This window comes from Reyranella sp. (assembly GCF_030651995.1).
Taxonomy (GTDB): Bacteria; Pseudomonadota; Alphaproteobacteria; order Reyranellales; family Reyranellaceae; genus Reyranella.
On the sequence record NZ_JAUSBN010000037.1, the window covers coordinates 35395 to 52355 of the forward strand.

Annotated in this window: 17 protein-coding genes, 1 tRNA gene and 1 pseudogene; 14 read left to right on the forward strand and 5 right to left on the reverse strand. The window is 66.9% G+C overall.

Annotation, left to right across the window (positions count from 1 at the left end; translation table 11 throughout):
- Positions 1-52 precede the first annotated feature (52 nt).
- Together Q7V45_RS10495 and Q7V45_RS10500 are read left to right on the forward strand one after the other, a co-directional pair.
- Positions 53-568 carry a MarR family winged helix-turn-helix transcriptional regulator gene (locus Q7V45_RS10495; protein WP_304851251.1) on the forward strand — a complete coding sequence of 172 codons (516 nt, stop codon included), beginning with the start codon at positions 53-55 and terminating at the stop codon, positions 566-568.
- On the forward strand, positions 531-1538 hold the full coding sequence (locus tag Q7V45_RS10500; RefSeq protein ID WP_304851254.1) for a tripartite tricarboxylate transporter substrate binding protein: 1008 nt from the start codon (positions 531-533) through the stop codon (positions 1536-1538). Before Q7V45_RS10495 ends, Q7V45_RS10500 begins: the two co-directional genes overlap by 38 nt.
- 52 nt (positions 1539-1590) lie before the next feature.
- On the opposite strand, the gene Q7V45_RS10505 is transcribed toward Q7V45_RS10500, so the two are convergent.
- Complete coding sequence (locus tag Q7V45_RS10505) at positions 1591-2031, reverse strand: DUF6362 family protein (RefSeq protein WP_304851256.1); 441 nt, start codon at positions 2029-2031, stop codon at positions 1591-1593.
- Between the two features lie 244 nt (positions 2032-2275).
- Positions 2276-2365, reverse strand: a tRNA-Ser gene (locus tag Q7V45_RS10510).
- A gap of 350 nt (positions 2366-2715) precedes the next feature.
- Between Q7V45_RS10510 and rplU the strand changes: the two are divergent.
- The 12 genes and pseudogenes from rplU to Q7V45_RS10570 form a co-directional block, all read left to right on the forward strand.
- Positions 2716-3009: pseudogene (rplU, locus tag Q7V45_RS10515) on the forward strand (50S ribosomal protein L21); the annotation flags it as partial.
- 28 nt (positions 3010-3037) lie between these two features.
- A complete protein-coding gene (gene rpmA / locus Q7V45_RS10520) occupies positions 3038-3310 on the forward strand; it encodes a 50S ribosomal protein L27 (protein ID WP_304851262.1) in 273 nt (90 codons plus the stop codon).
- A 73-nt stretch (positions 3311-3383) separates the two neighbouring features.
- Entirely contained in the window at positions 3384-4421 is a 1038-nt protein-coding gene (gene obgE, locus Q7V45_RS10525) for a GTPase ObgE (protein ID WP_304851265.1), read from the forward strand.
- On the forward strand, positions 4418-5533 hold the full coding sequence (gene proB / locus Q7V45_RS10530; RefSeq protein ID WP_304851268.1) for a glutamate 5-kinase: 1116 nt from the start codon (positions 4418-4420) through the stop codon (positions 5531-5533). Before obgE ends, proB begins: the two co-directional genes overlap by 4 nt.
- A gap of 16 nt (positions 5534-5549) precedes the next feature.
- Positions 5550-6833: a glutamate-5-semialdehyde dehydrogenase gene (locus tag Q7V45_RS10535; RefSeq protein WP_304851270.1), complete on the forward strand. Its 1284-nt coding sequence runs from the start codon at positions 5550-5552 to the stop codon at positions 6831-6833.
- 24 nt (positions 6834-6857) lie between these two features.
- Complete coding sequence (locus Q7V45_RS10540) at positions 6858-7961, forward strand: nicotinate-nucleotide adenylyltransferase (protein WP_304851272.1); 1104 nt, start codon at positions 6858-6860, stop codon at positions 7959-7961.
- 196 nt (positions 7962-8157) lie between these two features.
- Positions 8158-8616: a 23S rRNA (pseudouridine(1915)-N(3))-methyltransferase RlmH gene (rlmH, locus tag Q7V45_RS10545; protein WP_304851275.1), complete on the forward strand. Its 459-nt coding sequence runs from the start codon at positions 8158-8160 to the stop codon at positions 8614-8616.
- A 136-nt stretch (positions 8617-8752) separates the two neighbouring features.
- On the forward strand, positions 8753-9280 hold the full coding sequence (locus Q7V45_RS10550) for a hypothetical protein (protein ID WP_304851278.1): 528 nt from the start codon (positions 8753-8755) through the stop codon (positions 9278-9280).
- Entirely contained in the window at positions 9280-10872 is a 1593-nt protein-coding gene (gene gpmI / locus Q7V45_RS10555; protein WP_304851281.1) for a 2,3-bisphosphoglycerate-independent phosphoglycerate mutase, read from the forward strand. Before Q7V45_RS10550 ends, gpmI begins: the two co-directional genes overlap by 1 nt.
- 130 nt (positions 10873-11002) lie before the next feature.
- The gene (locus Q7V45_RS10560) at positions 11003-12409 is read left to right on the forward strand and encodes a S41 family peptidase (protein ID WP_304851284.1); all 1407 of its coding nucleotides are present in this window, start codon (positions 11003-11005) and stop codon (positions 12407-12409) included.
- Between the two features lie 27 nt (positions 12410-12436).
- The gene (locus tag Q7V45_RS10565; RefSeq protein WP_304851476.1) at positions 12437-13588 is read left to right on the forward strand and encodes a divergent polysaccharide deacetylase family protein; all 1152 of its coding nucleotides are present in this window, start codon (positions 12437-12439) and stop codon (positions 13586-13588) included.
- Positions 13589-13593: 5 nt separating this feature from the next.
- On the forward strand, positions 13594-14061 hold the full coding sequence (locus tag Q7V45_RS10570) for an RNA pyrophosphohydrolase (protein ID WP_304851287.1): 468 nt from the start codon (positions 13594-13596) through the stop codon (positions 14059-14061).
- Positions 14062-14163: 102 nt separating this feature from the next.
- On the opposite strand, the gene Q7V45_RS10575 is transcribed toward Q7V45_RS10570, so the two are convergent.
- The 3 genes from Q7V45_RS10575 to atpD form a co-directional block, all read right to left on the reverse strand.
- Entirely contained in the window at positions 14164-14982 is an 819-nt protein-coding gene (locus tag Q7V45_RS10575) for a ferritin-like domain-containing protein (RefSeq protein ID WP_304851290.1), read from the reverse strand.
- A gap of 113 nt (positions 14983-15095) precedes the next feature.
- Positions 15096-15509, reverse strand: coding sequence for an ATP synthase F1 subunit epsilon (gene atpC / locus Q7V45_RS10580; RefSeq protein ID WP_304851293.1), 414 nt, complete (start codon positions 15507-15509; stop codon positions 15096-15098).
- A gap of 4 nt (positions 15510-15513) precedes the next feature.
- Positions 15514-16941: a F0F1 ATP synthase subunit beta gene (gene atpD / locus Q7V45_RS10585; protein ID WP_304851295.1), complete on the reverse strand. Its 1428-nt coding sequence runs from the start codon at positions 16939-16941 to the stop codon at positions 15514-15516.
- Positions 16942-16961: the final 20 nt, after the last annotated feature.

The following is a 16961-nucleotide window of genomic DNA, read 5'->3' on the forward strand; positions in this document are numbered from 1 at the left end:
GAACATTGACACCCATTTATGATCAGTTTACTGATCGTCAGGATATTGATCAATGACAAAGCGCCCCGAAGTGAAGACATCCGCCAAGCACCCGATCCCAGAACGGCATCGGAAGATCGGCCCGCTCTCGCGTCGGTTCTTTCAGGTCTATCTCGGTCTAATTTCCGAGGTGCTTGAGCCGTTCGACCTTGATCCAGCCTTCTACAGCGTGTTGGTAGAACTCCATGACAATCCTGGTGTCGATCAAAGACGCCTCGGCGACGCCTTGGGCATTGATCGCACCACCATCGGCGAGATGGTCGATGAGTTGGAGCGTCGCCGGCTGCTTGAACGAAAGGTGGCCGCAGAAGATCGTCGCGCCCGGTCGCTCCGGCTTACCAAACAGGGCGATGCCCTGCGGCTGAAGATCCGCCCGCACATGCTTGCCGCCCAAGAGCGGTTCGAGGCACCCCTGTCGGCATCAGAGCGCCCCGTGTTCCTCGACCTCTTATATCGCGTTGTCACAGGTAGCCTCGACCACGAGCAGACCGGTGGATTTCGCCGTCGAAAGCGCAAAAAAGCCAACTGACCTAAAGGACTGGATGATGATCAGCCGAAGAGCGTTGTTTCTCGCCGCCACACCAGGCTTCTTCATTGCTGCGCGGGCTGAGGCCTTCCTGCCGGAAGGCAATGTTCGCATCCTCACCCCAGTACCGCCGGGCGGTTCACCCGATCTCGCGGCCAGATTGCTGGCCGACAAGCTCAGCGCTAAATGGAACAGAGTGGTGCTTGTCGACAACCGGCCTGGCGCCGACGGGATCATTGCCGTCACAGCACTCCTCGAATCCAAGGATCAATTCACGCTGCTTCTCGCACCATCCGGCATGCTAACTGTAACGCCGCTGCTTCGCGATGTGCCGTTTGACCCGCAAAAAGATCTCCGCCCGATTTCTATGATCGCAGCCGACTATCTTGCGATTGTTGTCCCTGAAGCTTCCCCCATCCGGTCCCTCAAGGCATTATCAGAGGCCGCGAAGCTCAACCCTGGCTCGCTCAACTGGTTTGCGGCAGCTGGTGCCCCGATGCTGGCGTTCGAAGCCTTCGTGCGGCGCAATCAACTGCAGTCAACATATGTGCCTTACAAGGGCGGGCCCGATGCCTTACGCGACCTGGTAGAGAGTCGAATAGGCGCGGCGGTGGTTCCGCTGGCGGTCGCGAGGCCGTTCGTGGCCGCTGGCCGGCTCCGTATAGTGGCTGTGACGAACCAAGAGCGTGCACCGGGATTCGCCGAGGTCCCCACCGCTGCTGAGTCGGGCTATCCCGAACTGGCGGTCGAAGGCATGCTCGGTCTTCTCGGTTCCAAATCGATGTCAAAGGTGCTGGCGCAACGCATTTCAGAGGATGTGCTTTCGGTCTTGAGTGATCCTGTTGTTAGAGCTGGGTTACTTAACAGCGGATTGCGAGCCAAGGGGAGCACGCCCGACGACTACGAGCATTATCTAACCGGGCAACGCGCCTACTGGAACTCCGAGGCGGCGATGCAACGGACAAAGAACTAGGACTAACTGAATTCATATTGCCATTATCCGAAACGATTAATGGCGTACCCGGTCACGCGCCTTGCCGAGGTGTGGACGCTATCAGCCGCCGCTTGCCGATGCGCTTCACCCGGCCCCTGCCGTTCAACCGCCACGCGATGACGCAAAGCGCGTAGAGCCAGTGCTCGTGGGCGGCGGCGCGTGCCAGGCCGACTTCCCAGCAGATTTCTTTCCAGCGCGTCCCACTGGCCCGTAGCCACGCGATCTTCGCGTCGATCGGCTCGAGCCAGGGCATCCAGCCGAGCGTCGCCTCCATCCGGCTGATGGCCGCGGCCGACGGCGGTGGCAGTCGCATCGGTTCGGGCGTCTGACCCACGAGGTCGCTGAACTCCACGAACATCGTTGGCCAGGTGCTGAAGTAACCCTGACCCCGTTGCGCGGGAAGCCGCCGCAGGACTGCAGCCGCCTCGATCAACCGCTCCTCGACCAAGCGTAATTCGCTGCCGGTTTCCACCGCCCGACCACAAGCACATTCGAAATGCGCAGAACCACGCTCCCGATCCGCCAATAATTTCAAAGATTTACACGATGGGTACCGAATTCCGAAGTCATCAGCTTCGGAGAGAATGGGCCGTAGAGAGAGCCAAACGGGGCCCGATGCGGCAAAGCCAGTCAACAGGTCCAGCGGGCAATGTCCGCAGCTATTGGGCTTTAGGTAGCCCCGCCAAGGCGGGAGAGACTATCAGTCCAAGGACGAATGGCGGAGGGGGTGGGATTCGAACCCACGGTACGCTTGCACGCACAACAGTTTTCGAGACTGTCCTAATCGACCACTCTAGCACCCCTCCGGGCGCGGGTTTATAGGCGGGCGTCTTTGGAGGAGCAACAGCTTCCCGCAAGGTGCGGTGCGGAGGGCGAAAAAGAGGCTCGAATCGTGCCCCTTGGCGAATCAAAAGCGGGCCGCAGGGACGAGGGCGGCGGGTGTCGCGAGGGCCGGTCCCGGCCCAGGACCTTGAAACGACTGGCTTTTCGGCCTCCCGGCGCGGTCCGGGCGGCGGATCGGCCCCTAAGTCTCCGACATTGACTCAAGGGCGGGCGTGCGTATATTCCGCGCTTCTTCGGCGGGCCCTGCGGGTCCGCCGCGTTCTTTCGTGTTTTTCGGCATTTCTGGCCGGGGAACCTCAAGCCGGGTGTCATCATGATCGCCGTTATCCGCACGGGTGGTAAGCAATACACGGTCGCCGCCGACGACCAGCTCACGGTCGAGAAGATCGACGGCGAGGCCGGCGCCAGGGTCGAATTCACCGACGTGCTGATGGTCGGCGACAAGATCGGCGCGCCGGTCGTCGAAGGCGCCAAGGTCGTGGGCTCGATCGTCAAGCAGGCCCGCGGCGAGCACGTGATCATCTTCAAGAAGCGCCGTCGCCAGAACTCGCGGCGCAAGAACGGTCACCGTCAGGACCTGACGGTGGTCAAGATCGAACAGATCGTCGCCTGAGCAGAGCGACCGGAGTAGGACGATGGCACATAAAAAGGCAGGCGGCTCTTCGCGTAACGGCCGCGACTCGGACGGCAAGCGCCTGGGCGTGAAGCGCTTCGGCGGCCAGAAGGTCATCTCGGGCAACATCCTGGTCCGCCAGCGCGGCACCAAGATGAACCCGGGCGAGAATGTCGGCCTCGGCCGCGACCACACCCTCTTCGCCACCGCCGACGGCGTCGTGTCGTTCCGCACCCGCGCGGGCGGCAAGGTCGAAGTGAACGTTCTCCCGGTACCGGCGCTCGCCGCCGAGTAACGCCGTTCATCCCATTGGATTGTGAAGGGGGAGCGGCTCGCCGTTCCCCCTTTTCGTTTCTGGACCCCATCTCATGAAGTTCCTCGACCAGGCCAAGATCTACGTCCGCTCCGGCAACGGCGGCGCCGGATGCGCGGGCTTTCGCCGTGAGAAGTTCATCGAGTTCGGCGGACCGGACGGCGGCGACGGCGGCCGCGGCGGCGACGTGATCGCCGAATGCGTCGACGGCCTCAACACGCTGATCGACTACCGCTACGCCCAGCACTTCAAGGCCGAGACCGGCCATCACGGCATGGGCAGCCAGCGCACCGGCGGCAAGGGCAAGGACATCGTGCTGCGCCTGCCGCGCGGCACCCAGATCTTCGCCGAGGACAACGAGACCCTGCTGGCCGACATGACCGAGATCGGCCAGCGCGTGATCATCGCCAAGGGCGGCGACGGCGGCTACGGCAACCTGCACTACAAGAGCTCGACCAACCGTGCGCCGCGCCGCGCCGATCCAGGCTGGCCGGGCGAGGAGCTCGCGCTGTGGCTGCGGCTCAAGCTGATCGCCGACATCGGCCTGATCGGACTGCCCAACGCCGGCAAGTCGACCTTCCTCTCCATCAACACCAATGCGCGGCCCAAGATCGCCGACTATCCGTTCACGACGCTCCATCCCGGCCTCGGCGTGGTCAAGGTGGGCGACGGCACCGATGCGCGCGAGTTCGTGATGGCCGACATTCCGGGCCTGATCGAGGGCGCTCATGAAGGCGCCGGCCTCGGCACGCGCTTCCTGGGCCATGTCGAACGCTGCCGCGCGCTGCTGCATCTGGTCGACGGCACGCAGGACGACGTGGCCGACGCCTACCGCACGGTGCGCCGCGAGCTCAAGGCCTATGGCGGCAACCTCGCGCGCAAGAAGGAGATCGTGGCGCTGAACAAGACCGACGCCATGACTCCCGAGGACATCGAGGCCAAGCGCGCCCAGCTCGCCAAGGTCAGCCGCAAGACCGTGCACGTCATCTCCGCGGTCTCCCGCCAGGGCGTGACGCCGCTGCTGCACGAGCTGATGAAGCTGGTCGACAAGCAGCGTTCGCCCTCCCGGGACGCGGCCATGAGCGCGGCATGACCCTGCTCGCCGGCGCACGGCGGCTGGTCGTCAAGATCGGCTCCTCGATCCTGGTCGACGAGACCAAGGGCGAGGTCCGGCGCGACTGGCTCGAAGCCCTGACCAACGACGTCGCCCGCCTGCACAGAGGCGGCTGCGAGGTCGTGCTGGTCTCGTCCGGCGCCATTCGCCTCGGCCGCACGCATCTCAAGCTCGCCGCCGGCCCGCTGCGCCTCGAGGAGAGCCAGGCGGCGGCGGCCACCGGCCAGATCCGCCTCGCCCAGGCCTATCAGGAGGCGCTGGCACGGCACGGCATCACGGTCGCGCAGATCCTGCTGACCCTGAACGATTCGGAGGAGCGCCGCCGCTACCTCAACGCGCGCCAGACCATGGCCACCCTGCTGGGGCTCGGCGCCATCCCGGTGATCAACGAAAACGATACGGTCGCCACCGACGAGATCCGCTTCGGCGACAACGACCGCCTGGGCGCGCGCGTCGCCGAGATGATCTCGGCCGACACGCTGGTGCTGCTTTCCGACATCGACGGGCTCTATACCGGCGACCCGCGCAGCGACGCCTCGGCGACCTTCATCCCCGAGATTCGCGAGATCACGCCCGGGATCGAGGCGATGGCGGGCGTCGCCGCGTCGGAGATGTCGAACGGCGGCATGGTGACCAAGCTGATGGCCGGCCGCATCGCCATGGCCGCGGGCTGCCGGATGGCCATCGCCGACGGCCGCACGGTGGGCGCGCTGGGCGCGCTGATCGACGGCACCGCGCGCTGCAGCTGGTTCCTGCCCGAGGGCTCGCCCCTGTCGGCACGCAAGAAGTGGATCAAGGGCTCGCTCAAGACCGCCGGCACGCTGGTCGTCGACGACGGCGCGGTGCGTGCGCTGTCGACCGGCAAGAGCCTGCTGCCGGCCGGCGTCACCGCGGTGGCGGGCGAGTTCCGGCGTGGCGACGTGGTCGACGTGAAGGATCGCGGCGGCCGCGTGCTGGCGCGCGGCCTGGTCGCCTATGCCGCCGAGGATGCGCGCCGCATCGCCGGCCGCAAGAGCGTCGAGATCGAGCGGCTGCTGGGCTTCCGCGGCCGCGACGAGATCGTCCATCGCGACGACCTCGTGGTCGAGTGAACTGACGGAGCGTCGCATGAACGTCCAGAGCAAGCCCGTCGCCGAAGACGTCGTGGCCCTCGTCGCGGAGCTCGGCCGCCGCGCCAAGGCCGCCGCCGCTTCCCTGCGCAACGCATCGACCACAGCCAAGAACGCGGCGCTGCTCGAGGCCGCGCGTCTGATCCGCGCCGAGAAGGCCGCGATCCTCGCCGCCAATGCGCGCGACATCGAGGCGGCCAAGGCCGCCGGCATGACCAGCGCGCTTCAGGACCGGCTGCTGCTGAACGAGGCGCGCATCGAGGCGATGGCCAAGGGACTCGACGACATCGCCGCCCTGCCCGATCCGGTCGGCGCAATCATCGAGGAATGGCGGCGTCCCAACGGCCTGGCACTCAGCCGCGTGCGCGTGCCCATCGGCATCATCGGCGTGATCTACGAGGCACGGCCCAACGTCACCGCCGATGCCGGCGCGCTGTGCATCAAGTCGGGCAATGTGGTGGTGCTGCGCGGCGGCTCCGACAGTTTCCATTCCTCGCGCACCATCGTCGAGCTCTTGCGTCGTGCGCTGTCCGGCGCCGGCCTGCCCGAGGATTGCGTGGCCCTGGTGCCGACCACCGACCGCGCCGCCGTGGGCGAGATGCTGCGCGCGATGGACTGGCTCGACCTGATCGTGCCGCGCGGCGGGCGCTCGCTGATCGACCGCGTGACCGAGGAGAGCCGCGTGCCGGTGCTGCGCCACTATGACGGCATCTGCCACGTCTATGTCGATCGCGACGCCGACGTCGACATGGCGCGCGATCTCGTGGCCAACGCCAAGATGCGCCGGGTCAGCGTCTGCGGCGCCGCCGAGACCCTGCTGATCGACCGCGCCGCGCTCGACACGCACCTGAAGCCGGTGCTCGACAGGCTGCACGAGCTGGGCTGCGAAGTGCGCGGCGACGCCGAGGTGCAGAAGCGCGATCCCAGGGCGCTGGCCGCCACCGAGAAGGACTGGCGCACGGAATATCTCGAACCGATCATCTCGGTCGCCACGGTCGACGGCGTCGCCGGCGCGATCGGGCACATTGCGCGCTACGGCAGCCAGCACACCGAATCGATCGTTACCGACAACGAGGCGACGGCGCAGCGTTTCCTGGGCGAGGTCGACAGCGCCATCGTGATGCACAATGCCAGCACGCAGTTCGCCGACGGCGGCGAGTTCGGCCTGGGTGCCGAGATCGGCATCTCGACCAACCGCATGCACGCGCGCGGCCCCGTGGGCCTGGTCGAGCTGACCACCTACAAGAACATCGTGCGCGGCAAGGGCACGCTCAGGCCGTGAGCAGACTCTCGTGAGTACCTGGCGATGAGCCTGCACCCGATGCCGAACGTGCCGCGCGCCACGGCGCGGCGCATCGGCCTGCTGGGCGGCTCGTTCAATCCCGCTCATGCCGGCCACCGGCATATCAGCCTGGAAGCGCTGAAGCGCCTCGGCCTCGACGAGGTGTGGTGGCTGGTGTCGCCACAGAATCCGCTGAAGAGCGGCGACGGCATGGAGCCGCTGCCCACGCGCGTGGCCCGTGCCCGCCAGGTCGCCCGCCATCCGCGCATCCGCGTCGGCGCGCCCGAGCTGCTGCTGGGCACGCGCTACACGCTCGACACGGTCCGGGCGCTGAAGCGCGTCTATCCTCATGCGAAGTTCGTCTGGCTGATGGGCGCCGACATCCTGCCCCAGCTCGTCGACTGGGCAGGCTGGCGCGACCTGTTCGCCGCCGTGCCGATCGCTGCCTTCGCCCGCCCCGGCTGGGGCTATACGGCGCTGGCCGCCCCGGCGCCGCGCACCTTCGAGCGTTTCCGGCTGCAGGCCACCGAGGCGCGCCGGCTGGCCACTTGCGAGCCGCCGGCCTGGTGCTTTATCCCGAGCAGGTTGGACAGCCATTCCGCGACGGCCATCCGCGCCGAGCGGCCCCGACGGACCAGATCGAAAGGAAAGACCATCCCCGACCAGACCCGCACGCTTCCCGATCGAAGCAAAGACTCCGACGCGCTCCTCGAACTGGTGCGCCAGTCACTGGACGACAACAAGGCCGAGGGCATCGTCGTCATCGACCTCAAGGGCAAGTCGGCCTTCGCCGACTACATGGTGATCGCCTCCGGCCGCTCGACCCGCCAGGTCGTGGCCATCGCCGAGAACCTCGCCGACAAGCTCAAGCAGTCCGGCCGCGGCTACATTCCCGTCGAAGGCAAGCAGACCGGCGACTGGGTGCTGGTCGATGCCGGCGACGTGATCGTCCATGTCTTCCGCCCCGAAGCGCGCACTTTCTACGCGCTCGAGAAGATGTGGGCGCTCGAGGACGAGGCCGCCGCCAAGCCGGTCAAGAAGGCTGCCGTCAAGAAAGCCGTCGTCAAGAAGGCGGTCGTCAAGAAGGCGGCCGCCAAGCCCGCGGCCCGACGCAAGCGCGAGTCGTGAGCCAGCGGTCGTTCCGAACGGCAACGAACGACTTCGGCCTTCCCGACAATACCCTCACCCTGAGGAGCGGTCCGCAGGGCCGCGTCTCGAAGGGTGGGCACGAACATCACGCCTGTTTCCCATCCTTCGAGACGGCCGCTGAGCGGCCTCCTCGGGATGAGGGACGTGGGTCAACCCGAAGCGGAAAGCTTCCGGCTTGAAGATCACCATCGCCGCCATCGGCCGCGCCTCGCGTGGGCCGGAGCGGGACCTGTACGAACACTATGCCGGCCGCATCCGCTGGCCGCTCGTGCTGCGCGAACTCGAGGAGAAGCGGAAGCTGCCCGCGCCCCAGCTCATGCAGCGCGAAGGTGAACTGCTGCTCGACGCGGCACCGGCCGGAGCGACGCTGGTGATGCTCGACCGCCGGGGCAAGGTGCTGGACAGCGAGGGCTTCGCGGCCCGCCTGGCCGGCTGGCGCGACACGTCGGTCTCGGACGTGGCTTTCCTGATCGGCGGGGCCGACGGGCATACCGAGGCGATGCTGAAGAATGCCACGCTCATCCTGTCATTTGGCGCCATGACCTGGCCCCATCTGCTGGCCCGCGGGATGCTGGCCGAGCAGATCTACCGCGCCCAGCAACTCCTCGCCGGTCATCCCTACCACCGGGCCTGACGAACCCTTCGGAAAAGGCGATTTTGCCTCTGTTCTGACGAAAAACCGGGGCTACATTGCTTCCATGCACCCCTTCCCCCGGTGGCTCCTGGCCACTTCGTCCGCCCTTCTCCTGGCAGCCGCTTCGAGCGCCGCAATGGCCCAGTCGACGAACCCGACGACGCCCGTCCAGACGCCCGCTGCAAAGCCCGTGCGGAGCATCCCCTACGTTTCGATCACCGGCGAAGACGGCAAGCAGCGCCACTACGAGACCAACGCCATTCCGCTGCTGTTCCACCGCGCCTGCTTCGGCTGGCGCATGTATCTCGGCGGCCCCAACCGGGTGGTGTCGCTGAAGGAGGTCCTCACGACCTCGCAGCCGGCCGAGCAGGTGATCGCCGGCCCCGAGACTGAAGTCAGCGACGACAAGACCAAGGCCACGACGCGCATGCTCGAGAGGGTGCAGGACGGCGTGCTGCAGCGCTCCTGGTGCATCATCCCCGGGGATCCGCCCGGCACCTACACCTACGATGTCAGCATCGACGGAGAGCCGCGCGGCGAGTTCGTGTTCTGCGCCATCGAGGTACCGGACCAGAATCCCAACACCGACCCGCGCGACCTGAGCTGCCCCAACAAGTTCAACGCCGTCGAACGCGCCCACCCCCAGATCCGGAAGGCCTCGTGATGGCTGCCAGTGCTCCGCGCCCCGTCATGCTCTGCATCCTCGACGGCTGGGGCCATCGCACCGACCTGTCGAACAATGCGATCCTGGGCGCCCGCACGCCGAACTTCGACCAGCTGGTCAAAACCTGCCCGCAGGGACTGATCGACGCCTCCGAGAGCTTCGTCGGCCTGCCCAAGGGGCAGATGGGCAATTCGGAAGTAGGCCACATGAATCTCGGCGCCGGCCGGGTCGCCGTGCCCGACCTGCCGCGCATCGACAATGCCATCGAGGACGGTTCGCTCGCGAAGAACCCGATCCTCGCCGAGACGATCGCCCGGCTGAAGCAGAGCGGCGCGGCGCTTCATCTGTTGGGCCTCGCCTCTCCAGGCGGCGTGCATGCCCATCAGGACCATCTCGTCTTCCTCGCCAACCTGATCGCGGGCCACGGCGTGCCGGTCTGGATCCATGCGTTTCTCGACGGCCGGGACATGCCGCCGCGCAGCGCGCTGGAGTGCCTCGACCACATCCAGGCGGGCCTCAAGGCCGGCCTGCCGATCCGCTTCGCGACCGTGACCGGCCGCTTCTATGCCATGGACCGCGACAAGCGCTGGGAACGCGTGACCCTCGCCTATGACGCGATGGTCGATGCCAAAGGCGAAGGTGCGACCACGCCGAAGGAGGCCGTCGAGAAAGCCTATGCCGCCAAGCTCGACGACGAGTTCGTCCTGCCGACGGTGATCGACGGCTATGCCGGCATGAAGGACGGCGACACCCTCCTGATGTTCAACTACCGCTCCGACCGCGCGCGCGAGATCCTGACGGCGCTGCTCGATCCGCGGTTCGACGGCTTCAACCGCACCCGGGTCGCAGCCTTCGGCGCGGCGGTCGGCATGGTCGAGTATTCGGCCGCCCTCAACCCGTTCCTGAAGACGCTGTTCCCGCCCGCCATCATCAAGATGGGCCTCGGCGAGACGGTGTCGCGCGCCGGCCTGAAGCAGCTGCGCATCGCCGAGACCGAGAAGTACGCGCACGTCACCTTCTTCTTCAACGGCGGCGAGGAGCGCGTGTTCGAGGGCGAGGAGCGCATCCTCGTGCCGTCGCCCAAGGTGAAGACCTACGACATGAAGCCGGAGATGAGCGCGCCGGAAGTGACCGACAAGCTCGTCGAGGCGATCGGATCGGGCAAGTTCGACCTGATCGTGGTCAACTACGCCAACACCGACATGGTGGGCCATACCGGCGACCTCGCGGCGGCGACCCGGGCGGTCGAGGCCGTCGATGGCTGCCTCGGACGGCTGATGCCGGCCATCCGGGCGGCCGGCGGCGTCATGTTCGTCACCGCCGACCATGGCAATGCCGAGCAGATGTACGACGAGCAGTCGCACCAGAAGCACACCCAGCACACGTTGCATCGCGTGCCCGCGCTGCTGTTCAACGGCCCGGCATCGGTCCATTCTCTGTCGGACGGAAAACTGGCCGACGTCGCGCCCACGATGCTGGCCCTGATGGGCGTTCCGCAGCCCGTGGAAATGACCGGCAGATCGATGCTCTCGACCGTCTCCCGACCGACCGTCCTGGAGGTTCCGCGCCCAGCGGCCGCAGCCTCTGCCTGATTTGTGAAGCGGCGCCGGGCCCCGGCGCCTTGATCCTGCCAAAGACGCCCCTGTATCTTCCAACCCACGCTGAAACACCGGATCGCCGGGCCCTCAAAGCCCCTGGCGACTCCCTCCTGAAGGCACCCAAATGACCTTTCTGCGCTTCGCCTCCCTCGCCACGGCCGTCGCTTTCCTGGCTGCTCCCGCCCTCGCGCAGACCAAGGCCGCCGACCCGAAGGCCGCCGGCGGCGACAAGAGTGAACTCTACCAGCAGCTCAACCTGTTCGGTGACGTGCTGGAGCGCATCCGCCGCGACTACGTCGAGCCGGTCGAGGAGAAGCAGCTTATCGAGAATGCCATCAACGGCATGCTGAGCGCGCTCGATCCGCATTCGAGCTACATGAACCCCAAGTCCTACAAGGACATGCAGGTCCAGACGAAGGGCGAGTTCGGCGGCCTCGGCATCGAAGTGACGATGGACAACGGCGTCATCAAGGTCGTGTCACCGATCGACGACACGCCGGCTTCACGGGCCGGCATCCAGCCGGGCGACCTGATCTTCGCGCTGGACGGCGAGCCGGTGCAGGGCCTCACCCTGCAGGAAGCGGTCGAGAGGATGCGCGGCAAGGTCGGCACGCCGATCAAGGTCTCGATCCGCCGCGGCACCAAGGATCCGTTCGACGTCTCGCTGACCCGCGAGACCATCAAGGTGAAGCCGGTCAAGTTCCGCCTCGAGGGCGGCGACATCGGCTACATCCGGGTCACCTCCTTCACCGAGCAGACCACGCCGGGCGTGCTCGACGCCGTCGAGAAGCTGAAGAAGGAAGCCGGCAACAAGCTCAAGGGCTACATCATCGACCTTCGCAACAACCCGGGCGGCCTGCTCGACCAGGCCATCGCCATGTCGGACGCCTTCCTCGACAAGGGCGAGATCGTCTCGGTCAAGGCGCGCAAGAACGACGAGGTCCAGCGCTGGAACGCCAAGCCGGGCGATGTCGCGGGCGGCCTGCCGATCGTCGTGCTGATGAACGGCGGCTCGGCCTCGGCCTCGGAGATCGTGGCGGGCGCGCTGCAGGACCACCGCCGGGCCATCGTTCTCGGTACCCGGTCGTTCGGCAAGGGCTCGGTCCAGACCATCATGCAGGTGACCGGCGGCGGCGCGATCCGCCTGACCACGGCGCTCTACTTCACGCCGTCGGGCCGCTCGATCCAGAAGGAAGGCATCAAGCCGGACATCGAGGTCGAGCCCGCGAAGATCGAGAACATCCAGCAGCGTTCGAACTTCCGCGAAGAGAACCTGCGCCGCTCGATCACCAACCCGAACGAAAAGCCGGTGGCGCCGCCGGCACCGCAGGCCAAGCCGGGCGATGCCAAGCCGGAAGCCGCCAAGCCGGGTGACAAGACCGACGACAAGGCGGCCGGCCAGACCACGCCCCAGGCGACGCCGTCGGGCGATCCGGATGAGCCGCCGAAGGAGCAGGCGGCCGACTACCAGCTGCTGCGCGCGGCCGACCTGATCCGCGGCATCTCGCTCTACAGCAGCAAGGCCAACTGACCGGCCTTCGGAGATGACGGCGTGACCATGTCCGCCGCCAGGTCCAGCCGGCGCGTCGCGATCGTCGCAAAGAAGCGGCCAGACCCTCGCGGTCTGGTCGCGGCTTACCTTCTGGTCTTCGGCCTGATCGCGGCCTCCGCCGGCATCGCCTTCGGCGACTTCGACGGGAAGACGCCGCAGATCGTCGACAGCGCCGTGGCGGCCTCGGCGCCGCTGCCCGCTGTCGAAGATGCCGCCCCGACAGCCCCCGCACCGGCGGAAATCCAGTCCCTGCCGCTGCCGCAGCGCCCGCCAAAGCCGTCGGGCTTCCGAAACCTGCCCGCCGAAGACCTCGCCGCAATGATCGAGACGACCGCAGACGGGCTTCGCCTGCCGCGCATAGCGCCCTCGGGCTGGATGCCGTGGATCGCCCATGCCCGGCGCTTCGATCCGGCCGGCCCGCCGGCGCGCCTCGGCCTGCTTGTGATCAATGTCGGCCTCAACGAGGCCACGATGCGTCGTGCCATAGAGGACCTGCCGCCCGAAGTCAGCCTGGCCTTCCTGCCCAGCACGCCCGACCTGCCGCGCTGGCTGGCGCAGGCCCGCGCGTTCGGCCATGAGAGCTACCTGATGCTCCCAATGGACGATCACGCCGTCGCCGAGCGCGGTGTCCGGCCGATCGAAGCCACCGCCGACGTGCCGGAGAACCTGCGCAGGTTGCGCGCCACCTTGGCGCGTGGCGAAGGCTATGTCGGCCTCGTGATCTCCCCGCCCGGGCGCGCCGCGCAATCGGAGGGGGTTATGCGACCGCTGGTCATGGAAATCGCCGAGCGAGGCCTTGCGCTGATCGAGGTCAATCCGGCGCCGGGGGTGACCCCGATCCAGCGCCTGACCGAGGAGCTGGGCGTGGGCTATGCCCGCAGCACGGACGTACTGGACTACAAGCTCGCGGGCGACGGCGTTGCGGGCAATCTCGACCGGCTCGGCGCATGGGTGGGTGAGACCACTCCCGGCCGCACACCGCGCCATGCCTTTGGCGTCATGCAGCCCGACGACGAGGCGATCACCGCCATCGCCGCCTGGCACAAGGGCCACGAGGGTCAGACCGCGGTATCTTTCGTGCCGATCATCGGGCATTTCGAATGCCGCGACGCCTGCATGACCCGCTTGCGGGCACAACCTGTGCAGCTCCGCCCCTGAGGTTCATGACCACCGCCATCGCACCCGAATATCGACGGAACGTCGGCCTGATGCTGATCGCGCCGGACCGCCGCGTCTTCGTCGGCTGCCGCGTCAACCAGCCCGATGCCTGGCAGATGCCCCAGGGCGGCATCGACAAGGGCGAGACGCCGGTGGAGGCCGCCTGCCGCGAGCTGCACGAGGAGGTCGGCACGACCAAGGCGCTGCTGCTGCGCGAGAGCACCGCCTGGATCTCCTACGAGGTGCCGGAGGAGCGGCGGCCCGCCTACTGGAAGGGCCGCTGGCGCGGCCAGGCGCAGAAGTGGTTCGCGCTGGCCTTCACGGGCACGGATGCCGACATCGACATCGACGCGCACGACCAGGAATTCGCCTCCTGGCGCTGGATCGCGCCCGGCGAACTGTCGACGCTGATCGTGCCCTTCAAGCGCGCCGTCTACGACGCCGTGTTCGAGGAATTCGCCGACCTGATTTGAGGTTAAGAAATCGAAAGGTCCCTCGCTTACGCTCGGGATGACAGCAGGTGGCGCTACCAAAACCTCTTGTCATCCCGAGCGTAAGCGAGGGATCTTTGCGCTCTAAGCCCCCTGCGACGCCAGCTTGGCGGCGTTGCGGCGCAGGAACCACAAGCCCGCGCGGGTCATCAGATTGTTGAGCCGGCCCTGCGGCTCCAGCCCGACCGCCTTCAGCACCATGGCCATGGCGCGCTGCACGTGGGTCTGGCGGTACAGTGGATAGGCGCGCCTTGCATAGGCCTGCATGTTGCGCTTGCGGTCGTACACCGCTCCCGTCGGCTCGTTGGCGGCGAAATAGGCGTAAGCCAGCTCGTCGTCCTCGCTCTCGGCGAGGCGCCCCCAGCCGATGCGCAGCCGGGACCAGCGGTTCAGCCGGTCGCGCTCGAGGCAGCGATTGAGGTGCTCGTAGAAGAGCTTGTAGTGCCGGAACTCGTCGGCCGCGATCTTCTGGCAGATCTGCTTCAGCACCGGCTCCTCGGTCGCATCCTTGAGGGCGCTGTAATAGGAGCTGGTGCCGGTCTCGACGATGCAGCGGGCGATCATCTCGCCGGCCTGGCTGCCGCGCACCGATTCGCTGACATGGAGCGGCACCTGGTAGCCGATCCGGAACCGTTCGAAGGCCGCGTCGAAATCCCAGGATGGGTCGGCAAGCCGGGCCCAGCGGCCCAGCGCCATGCCGTGCTGGACCTCTTCGACCACCCAGTTTTCCACGGCGTCCAGGAAGGCGGGATCGTCGGCGAAGACCCGGCAGAGATAGATGCCGTAGTCGCCGCCGTTCCGCTCCACCAGGGCTGCGGCCTTGATGTTGCGGACAATCTCCGGATCCACCTTCGACGCATCGAAGCGATCCCAGGCGATCGTCTCGAGTGTCCAGTTACCCATGCACGAGCACCCTCGGCGCGTTGTCCTACCAGCGTAATAAAGCCACCTCCGGCCCGCCTTTCAATGGCGGACCGGAGGACTTTTCGACCGAAAATTGCGCAGTAGAGCTGAAATCAGCGGCTGGCGTAGAAGGCCTGCGCACGCTTGAGATCCTGGGCGATCCCCAGATTCTTCTCGGCGGCGGCCTTCTCGGCGGGCGTAGCGGCGTCAGTGATATCGTTGCGGGCGGAGCGCTCGCGCTCGTCGAGCTGCGCGACGGTGACCTGTTCGAACGGCACCGCCTCGTCGGCCAGTACCGTGCAACGCTCCGGCGTGACCTCGGCAAAGCCGCCGGCCACGAGGAAGCGCCGCTCGACCTTGCTGCCCTGATAGACCTCGAGGACGCCGGGCCGAACCGTCGAGACCAGCGGAGCGTGGCCCGGCAGCACGCCGAAGTCGCCTTCGCTGCCCGGGACGACCACCATGTCGGCCTCGGTCGCGAGCAGCTCGCGCTCGGGCATCACCAGACGGAAGGAGACCTTGGCCATGTGCTTAGGCCGCCTCGGCCGCGAGCTTCTTGGCCTTGGTCACGGCTTCCTCGATCGTGCCGACCATGTAGAACGCCGGTTCGGGAAGGTCGTCGTACTCGCCGGCCAGAATGCCCTTGAACGCCTTGATCGTGTCCTCGAGCTTCACGAACACGCCCGGCGTGCCGGTGAACACTTCGGCGACGTGGAACGGCTGGCTGAGGAAGCGCTGCATCTTGCGGGCGCGGCTGACGACCAGCTTGTCCTCTTCCGAGAGCTCGTCCATGCCCAGAATGGCGATGATGTCCTGCAGCGACTTGTACTGCTGCAGCACGCGCTGCACGGCGCGGGCGGTATCGTAGTGTTCCTGGCCGACGATGCGCGGGTCGAGCATGCGCGAGGTCGAGTCGAGCGGATCGACGGCCGGGAAGATCGCCTGCTCGGCAATCGAGCGGCTGAGCACGGTCGTCGCGTCCAAGTGGGCGAACGAGGCGGCGGGCGCCGGATCGGTCAAGTCGTCGGCGGGCACGTAGATGGCCTGCACCGAGGTGATCGAGCCCTTCTTGGTCGAGGTGATGCGCTCCTGCAGGCCGCCCATGTCGGTGGCCAGCGTCGGCTGATAACCCACCGCCGACGGGATGCGGCCGAGCAGCGCCGACACTTCCGAGCCGGCCTGGGTGAAGCGGAAGATGTTGTCGACGAAGAACAGCACGTCCTGGCCTTCGGCATCGCGGAAGTACTCGGCGACGGTGAGGCCCGACAGCGCCACGCGCGCGCGCGCGCCCGGCGGCTCGTTCATCTGGCCGTACACCAGCGCCACCGTGGAGCCCGGACCGTCGAGCTTGATGACGTTGCCTTCGATCATCTCGTGATAGAGGTCGTTGCCTTCACGGGTGCGCTCGCCGACGCCGGCGAACACCGACACGCCGCCGTGCGCCTTCGCGACGTTGTTGATCAGCTCCATGATCGTCACGGTCTTGCCGACGCCGGCGCCGCCGAACAGGCCGATCTTGCCGCCCTTGGCGTAGGGCGCGAGCAGGTCGATGACCTTGATGCCCGTGACCAGGATCTGCGCTTCCGTCGACTGCTCGGTGAATTCCGGCGCGCTGCGATGGATCGGCAGGGTCTTGGTGTGGCCAACCGGGCCGCGCTCGTCGATCGGGTCGCCGATGACGTTCAGGATGCGGCCGAGCGTCTCGGGACCGACCGGCATCTGGATGGGCGAACCGGTGTCGACCGCCTTCTCGCCGCGGACCAGACCGTCGGTCGTGTCCATCGCGATGGCGCGCACTTCGGACTCACCCAGATGCTGGGCGACTTCCAGCACGATCAGTCGGTTGTCGGCGTTGACGTGCAGCGCGTTCAGGATGTTCGGCAGCTGCCCGGCTTCGAACCGCACGTCGACAACGGCGCCCGTGATCTGGGTGATCGAGCCAATGTTGTTGGTGGCCATGAGACGAATCCCTTTCCTTC